This window comes from Sodalis ligni (genome assembly GCF_016865525.2).
Taxonomy (GTDB): Bacteria; Pseudomonadota; Gammaproteobacteria; order Enterobacterales; family Enterobacteriaceae; genus Acerihabitans; species Acerihabitans ligni.
In genome coordinates, this window is record NZ_CP075169.1 from 2822825 (window position 1) to 2835973 (window position 13149).

The following is a 13149-nucleotide window of genomic DNA, read 5'->3' on the forward strand; positions in this document are numbered from 1 at the left end:
TATGATTGAGTTAACCCGCCAAAAAAAACGTAAGGTCCTGGTGGTGGACAGTAATCTCCCCGACGGCGGCACCGCCAACGGACGCGCCGTCAATGAGCTGGTGGTGGCGCTGGAAGATAATAATCTGCAGGCGATCCGCGCCGCCACCTTCGAGGACGGCGAGGCCACCATCGGCTCGGATGCCTCCATTTGCTGCGTATTTGTCGATTGGACCTCCGGCGGCAATGACGACGCGTCCCATAGCCAGGCGTCGGCTTTATTGACCGCCATACGCGCGCGCAATAAAAACCTGCCGGTGATGCTGATGGCCGAACACTCCTGCATTGATACCCTTACCCTTGAAACCATGCAAATGGTGAACGAGTTTGTCTGGATGCATGAGGATACCGCGGAATTTATCGCCGCCCGCGCCGTATCGCTTATCAGGAAATACTACGATCAGCTGCTGCCGCCGTTTACCCGCGCGCTGTTCGATTACACCCGCAACTCGCCGGAGTATTCCTGGGCCGCTCCGGGACACCAGGGCGGCGTCGCTTTTACCAAAACCGCGGTGGGACGTGAGTTCCTCGATTTTTTCGGCGAGAACCTCTTTCGTACCGATACCGGCATCGAGCGCGGTTCCCTGGGCTCCCTGCTGGATCACAGCGGCCCCATCAAAGACTCCGAAGCCTATGCGGCGAGGATTTTCGGTGCGCACCGCAGTTACTCCGTGCTTAACGGCACCTCCGGCTCCAATCGCGCGGTGATGGCGGCGGCTATCGGCGACCGTCAAATCGCGCTGTGCGATCGCAACTGCCATAAATCCATTGAGCAGGGCCTGGTAATGACCGGGGCGCTACCGGTCTTTTTTATCCCGACCCGTAATCGCTACGGCATTATCGGCCCGATTCCGAAAACGCAGCTCACCGCCAGGGCCATCAAGGATAAAATAGCCCGGCATCCCCTTAAGGCGCTGGCCGAGAGCCTAAAGCCCACCTACGCGGTGATCACCAACTGTACCTACGACGGTATGTGCTACAACGCCGCCCAGGCTCAGACGCTGCTGGCGAAAAGCGTTGATCAGATTCATTTTGATGAAGCCTGGTATGCCTACGCCCGGTTTAACCCCCTTTACCGCGACCGGTTCGCCATGCGCGGCGATCCGGCGGCCCACGACCCGGATGGCCCGACGGTTTTCGCTACCCAGTCCACCCATAAGCTGCTGGCGGCCCTGTCGCAGGCGTCTTATATCCATATCCGCAATGGCAAAATCCCGGTGGAGCACTCGCGTTTTAACGAATCCTATATGCTGCAGGCCACCACCTCGCCGCTTTACGCCATTATTGCCGCCAATGAAGTGGGTGCCGCGATGATGGACGGCCCGCAGGGGGAATCGCTGACCCAGGAAGTGATCAACGAGGCGGTGGATTTCCGGCTCGCCTTGGCCAAAGCCCACGCCGAACTACAGGGGAAAGGGGAATGGTTCTTTTCCCCCTGGAACGCGCCGGAGGTAACAGACCGCGTTACCGGCAAAAAAATTCCGTTTATGAACGCCTCAAAACGGCAGTTGACCACCGACCCGGATTGCTGGGTATTAAAACCCGGCGAAGCCTGGCATGGTTTTGGGCAGATCGACGATGGCTGGTGCATGCTGGATCCCATCAAGGCCGGCATTCTGTCGCCGGGCATGGGGGATAACGGCGAGATGCTTGACAACGGCATCCCCGCGGCGATGGTCACCGCTTTTCTCGGGCAAAACGGTATTGTCCCCTCCCGCACCACGGATTTTATGGTGCTTTGCCTGTTCTCGGTGGGCGTAACCAAAGGCAAATGGGGGACCTTGATCAACGTCCTGCTGGAATTTAAACAGCACTATGATAACAACAGTCCGCTGACGCTGTGCCTGCCGGACCTGGCCGCCGCCAACGCCGCGCGCTATGCGGGCCGGGGACTGAAGGATCTCTGCGACGAGATGTTTGCTTACATGAAAACCAGCCAGATGGATAAATTGCAGTCCGCGGCCTTCGGCAAACTGCCGGTGCCGGTAAAGCTGCCACGGGCGGCGTTCCAGGATCATATGGCCGGGCGCTGTGAACATCTGACGCTGGATAAACTGGCCGGACGGGTCTCGGCGGTAGGCGTAATTCCTTATCCGCCGGGCATCCCGATAGTGATGCCCGGCGAAAGTTTCGGCGCAGAGGATGAGCCGTGGCTAGGTTACATCCACAGCATCGCCGACTGGGGTAAAAAATTCCCTGGTTTCGAAAAAGAGCTGGAGGGGGCGCAGTATGACGACGGCGAATACCGCATCTGGGTATTGAAAGACGAAATCATCCGGTGAATACCCGACGAAAACTGTAGGTTATGATCACATCAATCGTCACAAAACCATACTATTTTACAAGATAAGCCTCTGGCTTCTGGTGATTATGGAGTGCCGCAGTACTAACGAATTGATAAAGCGACCCTTGCCGGCGATATCGCGGCCGGGGTGTTCTTTCCCATCAACGATAGGGCATATTCATGGATCATATTGTGTATGTTGTTGACGACGATAATTCGGTAAGACATTCCATTGTCAGGTTGCTACAGTCGGAAGGCTTCCATGTAGCTGATTTTGCTTCAGTGCAGGCGTTTCTTAAGCAGCATTTCAGTCATATTCCCTGTTGCGTTATTGTTGATATGAACGTGCCGGTGTCGGATGGGTTTGACGTGATGGAGGCGCTGGGAAAAACCGGCCGGGCGTTTCCGGTGATTTTTATCACCGGCTATGGCACCATCCCGTTGTCGGTAAAAGCGATGAAGGCCGGCGCCTATGAGTTTTTAACCAAGCCCATCGATCCCGGGCAATTGCTGAGCGCGGTCCGGGAGGGCTGCTGACGGCCGAGAAAAACCTCTCCTTTTACCATGAGCTATCAAGCCTTGCCGAGCGCCATCAAACCCTGACGCCCCGGGAACGCGAAGTGCTTGGCTTGGCCATAGGCGGATTGCTTAATAAGCAGATAGCCACGGCGCTGGGGGTCAGTGAAATCACCGCCAAGGTGCATAAACGGCGGGTGATGGAGAAAATGCAAACCCGATGCCTGGCTGATTTGGTCAGGGCGGCGGAGCGCCTGCATATCGTCAAGTCCCAGAGCCGCTAACGGCGGCGCCTGGACGGGCGTCCCCCCGGCGTTGCCGCCGGGGCGAACCCGCCATGCCGTTGCTCAAACCTGTAGGTGATTTTCGAGGAACAAGACCCATGAACACCCAAGAGATGTCCGATCCCCGCGCCGCCCTCAAAAAATTGTCCGGCGCGCTGCGCAAATTGCACAAGACGCTGGTTGATCTGGAAACCGGGCGCTTTGGCCCGGTGGGCAGTCCCTTTGAGCATCTGCAACTGCTCACCGGCCACCCGCAGTTCGCCTGGCTGAGGCGGATTTCGGAGATCGTAGTGGAATTGGATGAACGGCTGGATGACAAGGAGGATATCGATACGGCGGCTATCGTTGCCTATAAAACCGTGGTCGAGCGCCTGTTGTCGCCGCCGGAAAGCGACGATGATTTTTATCGCAAATATGTGAAGGCTCTGCAGGAATCAACCGAGGCGGCAATTTCCCACGGCGAACTGCGTCAGGTGCTGTCCTTGCTTGCCGCTCCGTCGGATCCGGCATCCGGCCGCCAGGCCTAGGGGATTCGTCTGATGGCGCACAACCGGTAATGGCTCATTGAACCGGTATTCAGCCGTCCCCGCTGGCATCCTTTCCCATGGCGCGCATGCGCTGCCAATTGCCCGGCGGCGTACCTATAACGGATTTGAATACCCGGGAAAAATGGCTTTGATCGGTAAAGCCGCACTCCAGGGCGATTTGCGTCAGGCTTTGCTCATGGCGGCCAAGCAGTTCCTGGGCCTTTTGAATGCGCATCTTTTGCAGCCAGGCATAGGCTGAGTTGCCGGTGCTGTTTTTGAAATAGCGGGCAAAGTGCGCCCGCGATAGCCGGCACTCTTGGGCTATCTGCTCCAGAGATACCCCTTTGGCCATATTCAGCAGCATATACTCTTTCGCCCGTTGCTCCTGCCACGGCGCCAATCGGCCTTTTCGCCGGCTCCATTCCGGCGGCGCGTTGCCGTAAGCCGCCGTGAGGTGCGCCAGCAGCGCCAGGGAAAGATGCTCAATAAGAAAATCCGATGCGCCGTCGGGCATATCCATCAAGGGTATCAGCGCCTGCGCCAGGTGGAACATCACCGGGTCGGTGGTGCCGGGCGGACAATCGAAGCGGGCAACGCGTTTTTGCCCGCTGTCATAGGTGAATTCGTCCAGGGCCTGGCGGGGGATAACCAAACGGACATTATCAAAAGGGCTCAGATGCTGGCAGCGCCAGTCCTCGGTAAGATCGGTAATGGCAACCGCCTGTTTCACATGGCCGCCGGTATGGATAAGCCGGCCATCGTGCCACAGCTTGTGCAGCCTGAAATCCGCAAGCTGGACAATCACCGCAAAAGCCTCGCCGCAAGGTATGGTAATAACAGGCGCATTTTCAAGGGGCAGGGTGTCCGCGTGCCGGCTGGCATAAAAGCGAACGGAGCCGGCGTGAAGCGACATGCGGTTGGATAAGATCATGGAAGTTCCAATCCTTACCTGCAGGCAGGCCAAGAAAATATATACCGTAACATTAGGCATCATTTTGTTAACAGTAAACTATAAATTTCCTGACAAATCTGCACAGGGTTGCAAAAACCGGCGTGAAGGGCGGTTTACCCGCATTTGGGGCGGGAGGGCAGGCGGGCGAATCAGAATTTGACTATCAATATACCCGTCATCGAATTATTTAGGGTATAACTCATCCGGCGGCGGTTTTTCTCCTCCCGCCGGCGGCGTGCCGCTGATCTTCGGCACGCACTCATGGCGAAACCACGCCAGGGTCAGCGGTTGCCGGTTAATCAGCCGCTTGCAAACCGGGACAAGCTGCTCACCCACCAGCATGCCCAGCAGCCCCAGCAGCGCAGGCACCGGCGGCGCGGGTGAATGCACCTGCAATAAAGAATAAATGATACCGGCCAATATGCCGGTTACCAGGGAAACCAGGTAGGGTTTCATCACTTTCCTCATATTACCGCTGCGGCTGCGCGCCGACAGAGTGGCTGCCGGGCGGGGCCGCCGCCGCGTGCCGCGCCACCTGGCTGATAAGCTGCTCCCCTGCCAGCATGCCCAGCAGACCGATAAGGGCGATGGCGGGCGGCGCGGGGGAACGCACCTTGAGCAGGGCGTAAACCAGGCCTATGAGTACGCCTGTGCCCATGGAAATAAGATAGACTTTCATGGTCGTTTCCCTTAGCGTCGTCCGCGTAAGCCGGAACGTAAGACCTCTGAGGCCGGCCAGTACCCTTGTCGCCCGGACGCAATATCGCTCCGCCACCGGAGGGATATGCCGCCTGGCCGGCAGACTACTGCGCGGCTTAAGGGTAAGTTATCTGGCCGGTACCGGCGCCAGCGTACGGTGTTCGCCGTGGATGCGTTCAGGGGCGTTATGGACCATGGTATAGGCATAGTCCACTCCCATGCCGTAGGCGCCGGAATGCTCCTTGACGATGGACATTACGGCGTCGTAGGTCTCTTTGCGCGCCCAATCCCGCTGCCACTCCAGCATGACCTGCTGCCAGGTCACCGGAATCACGCCGGCCTGGATCATCCGCTGCATGGCATAATCATGTGCTTCCTTTGATGTTCCCCCCGAGGCATCGGCCACCATATAGATTTCATATTGTCCTTCGGCCATGGCGCATAAAGCGAAACTGTTATTGCACACTTCGGTCCATAAACCGGAAACCACCACCTTTTTCTTACCGTTGGCCGCCAGGGCATCGCGTACTTTCTGATCGTCCCAGGAATTCATGGAAGAACGCTCGAGAATGTCATGGGTGGGAAAGACGTCCAGCAGTTCGGGGTAGGTATGGCCGGAAAAACTCAATGTTTCCACCGTGGTGATGGTGGTGGGAATGCCGAATGTCTTGGCGGCTTTCGCCAATGCCACCACGTTGTTCTTTAACGCCTGCCGATCCATGGACTGCACGCCGAACGCCATTTGCGGCTGTTGGTCGATGAAGATCATTTGACAGTTCGTGGGGTCAGTACATCAAGTTTAGAGTCAATCATAATGATATCCATTGAGGTTTGAGTAATGGAATCGCCGGAGTATCCGCGGCGCGTCGATAAAGCCGATAGCGGCCAGGACGGCTTTTCGCTATTAAACGGCATGGTAGGGCGTCTGGGCGGGAGAGACTATTATCTCTATGTATAACCCAGGCGGCGCCATTATCTCTTTGTATAACTAGACGCTGCTCCGGCATGCCGACCATAATCCGGTCATTGCCCATGCCGCGCGGGCCCTCACTGCTTCGGAGGTTTTATGGTTTCGCCTGATAAAGCTGAGTTAATCCTTACCAACGGGAAATTTCATACCCTCGATCGGCAAAAGCCCCTGGCCGATGCGGTCGCCGTCAGCAACGGTAAATTTCTGGCAGTGGGGACCCGCGCCGAGGTGATGCGCCACGGCGGCGATCAAACCAAGGTGATTGACCTGGGCGGACGGACGGTTATCCCCGGTTTAAACGATTCCCACCTGCATCTTATCCGCGGCGGACTGAACTATAACCTCGAATTGCGCTGGGAAGGGGTGCCGTCGCTGTCCGATGCTCTGGCCATGCTGAAAAAGCAGGCGGATCGCACGCCACAGCCGCAATGGGTAAGGGTGGTGGGAGGCTGGACCGAATTCCAGTTTGCGGAACGGCGCATGCCGACCCTGGATGAACTGAACGCGGCGGCGCCGGATACGCCGGTGTTTGTGCTGCATCTTTACGATCGCGCCTTGCTTAACCGGGCGGCGCTGCGGGTGGTGGGCTATACCAAGGACACTCCCAATCCCCCCGGCGGCGAAATCCAGCGCGACCAGGCGGGCAACCCCACCGGTATGCTGATTGCCAGGCCCAATGCCATGATTCTTTACGCTACCCTGGCCAAAGGGCCGGTCCTGCCGTTGGAATACCAGGTGAATTCTACCCGGCAGTTCATGCGCGAGCTTAACCGTCTGGGCCTCACCAGCGTTATCGACGCCGGCGGCGGCTTTCAGAACTATCCCGATGATTACAAAGTGGTGGATCAATTGGCGAAGGAGGGACAACTGACCCTGCGCATCGCCTATAACCTGTTTACCCAGCGCAAGGGCGGCGAGCTGGAGGATTTCACGCGCTGGACCGATATGGTGACGCCCGGACAGGGGGATGATTTTTACCGGCAGAACGGCGCCGGGGAGATGCTGGTGTTTTCCGCCGCCGATTTTGAGGACTTCCTCGAACCCCGGCCCGATCTGCCCCCCGCCATGGAGAACGAGCTGGAGGCGGTGGTCAGGCATCTGGTGAGCCAGCGCTGGCCGTTCCGGCTGCATGCCACCTATAACGAATCCATCAGCCGGATGCTGGACGTTTTCGAAAAGGTGAACAAGGATATTCCGTTTGACGGCCTGCACTGGTTTTTCGATCATGCCGAGACTATTACCGCCAAAAATATCGAGCGGGTGCGGGCCTTGGGAGGCGGTATCGCCATCCAGCATCGGATGGCGTTCCAGGGAGAATATTTTGCCGAGCGCTACGGCGCGGAAGCTGCCGCCCAGACGCCGCCGGTGGCGCGCATGCTGGAGATGGGCATTCCGGTGGGGGCCGGTACCGATGCCACCCGGGTGGCCAGCTATAATCCCTGGACCGCGCTGTACTGGCTGGTCTCCGGCCGTACGGTGGGCGGCATGAAGCTGTTCGACAGCCTGAACCGGCTGTCCCGCGATACCGCGTTGGAGTTATATACCGCGGGCAGCGCCTGGTTTTCCACCGAACAGGGCAAAAAAGGACATATCGAGGCCGGCCAACTGGCGGATCTGGCGGTGCTGACGGCGGATTTTTTCGCTATTCCGGAAGAGGATATCAAAGCCATTGAATCGCTGATGACCGTGGTGGGCGGCAAGGTGGTCTATGCCGCCGGTGAATTATCTTCCCATGGCCCGGCGGCGATCCCGGTATTGCCGGAGTGGTCTCCCGTTACTCTGGTGCCGGGGCATTATCGGCAGCTCCCCGCCGCCGGCGCCTGCCTGTTGCCCCATAGCTGCATCGGCGCCTGCGGCGTTCATGGCCACGCCCATGACAGTGCCCGGCGTTCGGCGGTACCGGTATCGGATCACTCCGGGTTCTGGGGCGCGCTGGGCTGCAGCTGCTTTGCGTTTTAACAGCATGAAAATCTTAGCGACGGCGGCTCCGGCTCCGCCCATCGATCTGGGTTTGCTGTTCCTGCGGCTCGCCGGCTGCTTCATGCTGCTGTATGTGCATGGCATACCCAAGGTGCTGCATTTTAATGAACAGCTGGCGCACATCGAAGATCCGTTTGGCCTGGGGCCTTATATGAACCTGCTGCCGGCCATTTTCGCCGAGGTGGTGTGCCCGATTTTCATCATATTGGGGGTGGCCGCGCGGCTGGCCTGCCTGCCCATTATCGCGGTGCTGCTGGTGGCCATGCTGGCGGTCCATCCCGAATGGACGGTGGAACAGGGGCAGTTCGGCTGGCTGCTGCTGATCATTTTCATCACGCTGGCGCTGTGCGGTCCGGGACGGTGGCGCATCCGGTCGGGCTACAGAGAGGAAATCCATGACAGACGCCCAGGATAGCGGGTCCGGCGCCACCCCCGCCACGCCGGCCACCGGTGGTTTTTCCCCCTGGAGTCCGCTGCGGCAGCCGGTCTTTCGTATGCTGTGGATTGCCACTGTGGTGTCCAATATCGGTTCATGGATGAGCGATGTGGGCACCAGCTGGATGATGCTGCTGCTGAATTCCGACCCGCTGTGGGTGGCGATGGTGCAGGCCGCCGGCAGTCTGCCGATGTTTCTGTTCGCATTGCCTTCCGGGGTCATGGCCGATATCGTCGACCGCCGCCGCTATCTGCTGTTCTCGCAGCTTTGGGTGTTTATCGCCGCCGCCGGCCTGGGCCTGCTGGCGCTCACCGGCCATGTGACGCCCATCGGCCTGCTGGCGGCGGCATTTTTGCTCAGCACCGGGGCGGCCATGAGTTCGCCGCCGTTTCAGGCCATTGTGCCGGATTTGGTAATAAAAACCGAGCTGCCGGCGGCCATTGCCCTCAACTCCCTGGGGATCAATATCAGCCGCGCCATCGGACCGGCCCTGGGGGGGCTGATATTGTCCTTTGCCGGGCCGGGGGTGGTATTTTTGCTCAATGCGCTGTCGGTGTTGGGGGTGGGTTTTGTCCTCTATCGCTGGAAGGCCGAACCCACCATCCAGCGGCTGCCTCCCGAGCATTTTTTTTCCGCCGTGCGGGTGGGGCTGCGCTATGTACATTCCGCGCCGGTTTTGAGGAACGTACTGGTGCGCGCCCTGGCGTTTTTCCTGTTCGGCAGCGCCGGCTGGGCCCTGCTGCCGCTGGTGGCGCGGCGCGAACTGGGGCTGGGGCCGGGGGGCTACGGCATTCTGCTGGCGTCCATCGGCATCGGCGCGGTGTGCGGCGCCATACTGCTGCCGGGTCTGCGGAAAAAACTCTCCCCGGACCGCCTGACGGTGACGGCCAGCCTGCTGTTTGCCCTGACCATGCTGGCCCTGGCTTTTATCCGATATTTCTGGGTTTTAACCGCTATTGAGTTTTTTACCGGCTTCGCCTGGATTACTATCCTATCAACCCTCAACGTCGGCGCGCAGCGCAGCGCGGCCCGCTGGGTCAAGGCTCGCGCCCTGGCGGTTTATCTTACCGTGTTCTTCGGTTCCATGACGCTGGGCAGCGCCATTTGGGGACAGCTGGCGTCTAAAACCGGTATCCGGACCGCCCTCTGCGCGGCGGCGGTCGGCATGATCCTCGCCTCCGCCGCCGCACTGCGCTGGCGCTTGGATAAAGATCCCGATTTGAACCTGGACGCCAGTGAACATCCCCTGGCCCCGGCGCCGGACATCCGGCAGGAAAGGGGGCCGGTGATGGTCAGCATCGAATATGAGATAGACCCGGCCCAGGCAAGGGCGTTTATGCTGGCCGTCCAGGAAATGCGCCGGGTGCGGCGGCGCGGGGGCGCTATGACCTGGGCGGTTTACGAAGATGTCCAACTGCCGGGCACCTTCGTGGAAGTGTTCGTGGTGGGCTCCTGGCTTGAGCATCTGCGGCAGCATGAACGCCATACCGTGAACGACCGGCTTATCCAAAGCCGGGTGCAGGCCTTTCACCGCGGGAGCGTTCCGCCGGTGGTACGCCACATGGTGGCCCCCGGTTAACCGGGGCGGGCCTGACGCGAAAGTCTTTATCCAAACTGGTTACCAATGCCAGACATAGTGACATGTCATCATTTCAATTACTCACCTGTGGAGAAAATCATGAGTACTATCACTACCAATGACGGCACCAGCATTGCTTATAAAGATTGGGGCAGCGGCCAGCCCATTGTATTCTCCCACGGCTGGCCCCTGGCGGGTGATGCCTGGGAGGCGCAGATGCTCTTTTTCGGCCAGAAAGGCTTTCGGGTGATAGCCCACGATCGCCGGGGGCACGGTGCCTCCGATCAACCCTGGCAGGGCAACAATATGGATCAGTATGCCGACGATCTGGCTGAGCTGATTGATGAGCTTGATTTGCAGGATGTGATCCTGGTGGGGCACTCCACCGGCGGCGGAGAAGTGGCCCACTATATCGGCCGTCACGGCACATCCCGCGTCGCCCGCGTCGTGCTGGTGGGCGCCGTTCCGCCGCTGATGCTGAAGACGCCGGAGAATCCGGAAGGCACGCCGCTGGAGGTCTTTGACGGCATCCGTAAGGGCACGGCTCTGGATCGCTCGCAGTTCTTTCTCGATCTGGCCCTGCCGTTTTATGGCTTCAACCGCGAGGGCGTTAAATTGAATCAAGGCTTGCAGGAGTCGTTCTGGCGTATGGGCATGCAGGGGGGGATTAAAGGGGAGTACGATTGCGTGCATGAGTTTTCCGAGGTGGATTACACCGCCGACCTGCTGAAAATCGATAAACCCACGCTGATTATTCACGGTGATGACGATCAAATCGTACCTATTGCCGCGGCGGGCCTGAAGAGCGCCAAACTGGTCAAAGGCGCCCAGCTGAAAGTTTACCCCGGCGGCTGTCACGGTTTGGCGCAGCTGCATGCCGAACAATTCAACGCGGATCTGCTGGCGTTTATCAAAGGCTAGTGCGCCGCCGTGCATCTTCTCCTTTGAGGGCGTTGTTAAAAAGTAACGTGCTACCGTGCCCGCGCCGGTGATAAAACCGGGGCGGTGCATTCCGGAGCCAAGGGCGTTCGGCTCCGCTTTCAAATCCTCCCGCGGCATAAAGGCGCATTTGCCGTTGAATAATGCTTTTTAAGGCGGCGAAAAGCCCTGGTTTGCCCCGCGGCGCTGGATTATGCTGAGGTTTTAGCGCACACGGGAGATAACATGACCGTCAGCCTGATGATCGCCAACCGGCAAACCTGGTTCGGCACCGGCAGTATCAACCAACTGGTTCCCCTATTGCAGTCCGATGCGCGGCCCACGCTGCTGTTCAGCTGCCGATCCTTCCTCGGGGGCGCGGTTTATGCGGGCTTGGCGGATACGCTGGTGCCGCTGCTGGCCAGTACCGAGATAGTGAGTCATGAGGCGTCGCCGCAGGATATTGACCGCTGGGTGGCCCGCTGGCGCGGCAAGGTGCTGCGGGTGGTGGCTATCGGCGGCGGCAGCGTGCTGGATGCCGCCAAGGCGTTTGCCGCCCTGGCGGAGCATCCGCTGCCGGCCTTGCGCTATATGGAAAAGGTCGGGGACAGCAAGGTGAGCGGCGCGACCCTGCCGCTTATCGCCATTCCCACCACCGCCGGTACCGGCAGCGAAGTGACGCAGAATGCCGTTATCACCGACACTCTGGTCCATAAGGTGAAGGCGTCGCTGCGCCACAACAACTTTGTGCCGCAGGCGGCGATCCTGGATCCGCAACTGCTGGCGGGGACGCCGGACCGGGTGCTGGCCTATTGCGCCATTGATGCCTTTACTCACCTTTTTGAATCCTACCTGTCCAAAACCGCCGGCAGCCTGTCTCGCGAGATGTCCCTCACCGGTATCCGCCTCTTTCTGCAGGCGTGGCCGGCATTAAACCGCAGTGATGCCGCCCGTGAAGCCATTATGCAGGCATCCTATCTGGGGGGACTGACGCTGAGCATGGCGGGACTGGGGGTTATACACGGCATCGCCGGCGAGGTCGGCGCGCTGCGCGGCTATCATCATGGCCAGGTGTGCGGCCGGCTGCTGTTGCCGTTTCTGGATCTGCTGGCGGCAAGCGAACAGCCGCAACAGCGGGCGCTGATGGCGGAACTGGCCATGCGTCTGTTTCCCGATGAACAGGGCAGTCCGGAACGCTATTTGCGGGCATTCATTACCCGCAACGCCGTTGCCCCGTTTTGGCGGGAGGATTTGCCCCTGAGCCCCCAGGAGCTGGCGGTGAGCCTGGAAAAATCCAACAGCAAGAATTCACTGCTTGAGTATTCATCGGCGCAGCGCCGGGAAATGATAGAAGGGGCCTTTCGCATCGAGGAGTGAAGTGAGGTTTCTTGCCGGCATCCCGTTCCGATCGCGTCCTTTAACACGTTTGTTGTACGATCGGTGATAGCGGGCCTAGCGTGCCATGAGGCGCTCGGTCGGGCGGGAAAACCACGCCCGATTCGACCTCATTGGCGCGCTCTCCCTTTAACACGTTTGTTGCACGATCGGTGATTGCGGGCCTAGCGTGCCATGAGGCGCTCGGTCGGGCGGACAACAACGCCCGATTCGACCTCATTGGCGCGCTCTCCCTTTAACACGTTTGTTGCACGATCGGTGATGGCGGGCCTAGCGTGCCATGAGGCGCTCGGTCGGGCGGGAAAACTACGCCCGATTCGACCTCATTGGCACGCTCTCCCTTTAACACGTTTGTTGCACGATCGGTGATGGCGGGCCTAGCGTGCCATGAGGCGCTCGGTCGGGCGGGAAAACCACGCCCGATTCGACCTCATTGGCGCGCTCTCCCTTTAACACGTTTGTTGTACGATCGGTGATTGCGGGCCTGGCGTGCCATGAGGCGCTCGGTCGGGCGGGAAAACCACGCCCGATTCGACCTCATTGGCGCGCTCTCCCTTTAACACGTTTGTTG

The 13149-nt window shown here is 59.4% G+C and carries 10 protein-coding genes and 2 pseudogenes; 8 read left to right on the top strand and 4 right to left on the bottom strand.

What is annotated here, in order from left to right:
* Position 1 precedes the first annotated feature (1 nt).
* From GTU79_RS13135 to GTU79_RS13145, 3 genes and pseudogenes are all read left to right on the top strand, one after another.
* Positions 2-2320 carry an Orn/Lys/Arg family decarboxylase gene (locus GTU79_RS13135; protein WP_132921778.1) on the top strand — a complete coding sequence of 773 codons (2319 nt, stop codon included), beginning with the start codon at positions 2-4 and terminating at the stop codon, positions 2318-2320.
* 182 nt (positions 2321-2502) lie between these two features.
* Positions 2503-3122, top strand: a pseudogene (locus tag GTU79_RS13140) (response regulator transcription factor).
* Between the two features lie 98 nt (positions 3123-3220).
* Positions 3221-3649, top strand: a complete 429-nt coding sequence (locus tag GTU79_RS13145; protein ID WP_203521588.1) for a hypothetical protein — start codon at positions 3221-3223, stop codon at positions 3647-3649.
* Positions 3650-3698: 49 nt separating this feature from the next.
* Here GTU79_RS13145 and GTU79_RS13150 read toward each other — a convergent pair whose 3' ends face one another.
* From GTU79_RS13150 to GTU79_RS13165, 4 genes and pseudogenes are all read right to left on the bottom strand, one after another.
* Positions 3699-4580 (bottom strand): helix-turn-helix domain-containing protein, encoded by an 882-nt coding sequence (locus tag GTU79_RS13150; RefSeq protein WP_165934108.1) that lies wholly within the window; start codon positions 4578-4580, stop codon positions 3699-3701.
* Positions 4581-4784: 204 nt separating this feature from the next.
* Positions 4785-5057 carry a DUF1427 family protein gene (locus GTU79_RS13155; protein ID WP_132921774.1) on the bottom strand — a complete coding sequence of 91 codons (273 nt, stop codon included), beginning with the start codon at positions 5055-5057 and terminating at the stop codon, positions 4785-4787.
* A 13-nt stretch (positions 5058-5070) separates the two neighbouring features.
* Positions 5071-5280: a DUF1427 family protein gene (locus tag GTU79_RS13160; RefSeq protein ID WP_203521587.1), complete on the bottom strand. Its 210-nt coding sequence runs from the start codon at positions 5278-5280 to the stop codon at positions 5071-5073.
* 147 nt (positions 5281-5427) lie between these two features.
* Positions 5428-6113 (bottom strand): annotated as a pseudogene (locus tag GTU79_RS13165) (hydrolase).
* A 253-nt stretch (positions 6114-6366) separates the two neighbouring features.
* Between GTU79_RS13165 and GTU79_RS13170 the strand changes: the two are divergent.
* The 5 genes from GTU79_RS13170 (at position 6367) to GTU79_RS13190 (ending at position 12560) form a co-directional block, all read left to right on the top strand.
* Positions 6367-8229 carry an amidohydrolase gene (locus tag GTU79_RS13170; RefSeq protein WP_203521585.1) on the top strand — a complete coding sequence of 621 codons (1863 nt, stop codon included), beginning with the start codon at positions 6367-6369 and terminating at the stop codon, positions 8227-8229.
* 4 nt (positions 8230-8233) lie between these two features.
* Positions 8234-8665, top strand: a complete 432-nt coding sequence (locus GTU79_RS13175; RefSeq protein ID WP_203521584.1) for a DoxX family protein — start codon at positions 8234-8236, stop codon at positions 8663-8665.
* The gene (locus GTU79_RS13180; protein ID WP_203521583.1) at positions 8646-10265 is read left to right on the top strand and encodes an MFS transporter; all 1620 of its coding nucleotides are present in this window, start codon (positions 8646-8648) and stop codon (positions 10263-10265) included. Before GTU79_RS13175 ends, GTU79_RS13180 begins: the two co-directional genes overlap by 20 nt.
* A 99-nt stretch (positions 10266-10364) precedes the next feature.
* The gene (locus GTU79_RS13185) at positions 10365-11186 is read left to right on the top strand and encodes an alpha/beta fold hydrolase (protein ID WP_203521582.1); all 822 of its coding nucleotides are present in this window, start codon (positions 10365-10367) and stop codon (positions 11184-11186) included.
* 243 nt (positions 11187-11429) lie between these two features.
* Positions 11430-12560 (top strand): iron-containing alcohol dehydrogenase, encoded by a 1131-nt coding sequence (locus tag GTU79_RS13190; RefSeq protein WP_203521581.1) that lies wholly within the window; start codon positions 11430-11432, stop codon positions 12558-12560.
* The last annotated feature ends 589 nt before the right edge of the window (positions 12561-13149 follow it).

Coding starts and splice junctions, on each gene's coding strand:
- GTU79_RS13135 (WP_132921778.1), top strand. CDS start 2: ATGATTGAGTTAACCCGCCAAAAAAAACGTAAGGTCCTGGTGGTGGAC.
- GTU79_RS13145 (WP_203521588.1), top strand. CDS start 3,221: ATGAACACCCAAGAGATGTCCGATCCCCGCGCCGCCCTCAAAAAATTG.
- GTU79_RS13150 (WP_165934108.1), bottom strand. CDS start 4,580: ATGATCTTATCCAACCGCATGTCGCTTCACGCCGGCTCCGTTCGCTTT.
- GTU79_RS13155 (WP_132921774.1), bottom strand. CDS start 5,057: ATGAAACCCTACCTGGTTTCCCTGGTAACCGGCATATTGGCCGGTATC.
- GTU79_RS13160 (WP_203521587.1), bottom strand. CDS start 5,280: ATGAAAGTCTATCTTATTTCCATGGGCACAGGCGTACTCATAGGCCTG.
- GTU79_RS13170 (WP_203521585.1), top strand. CDS start 6,367: ATGGTTTCGCCTGATAAAGCTGAGTTAATCCTTACCAACGGGAAATTT.
- GTU79_RS13175 (WP_203521584.1), top strand. CDS start 8,234: ATGAAAATCTTAGCGACGGCGGCTCCGGCTCCGCCCATCGATCTGGGT.
- GTU79_RS13180 (WP_203521583.1), top strand. CDS start 8,646: ATGACAGACGCCCAGGATAGCGGGTCCGGCGCCACCCCCGCCACGCCG.
- GTU79_RS13185 (WP_203521582.1), top strand. CDS start 10,365: ATGAGTACTATCACTACCAATGACGGCACCAGCATTGCTTATAAAGAT.
- GTU79_RS13190 (WP_203521581.1), top strand. CDS start 11,430: ATGACCGTCAGCCTGATGATCGCCAACCGGCAAACCTGGTTCGGCACC.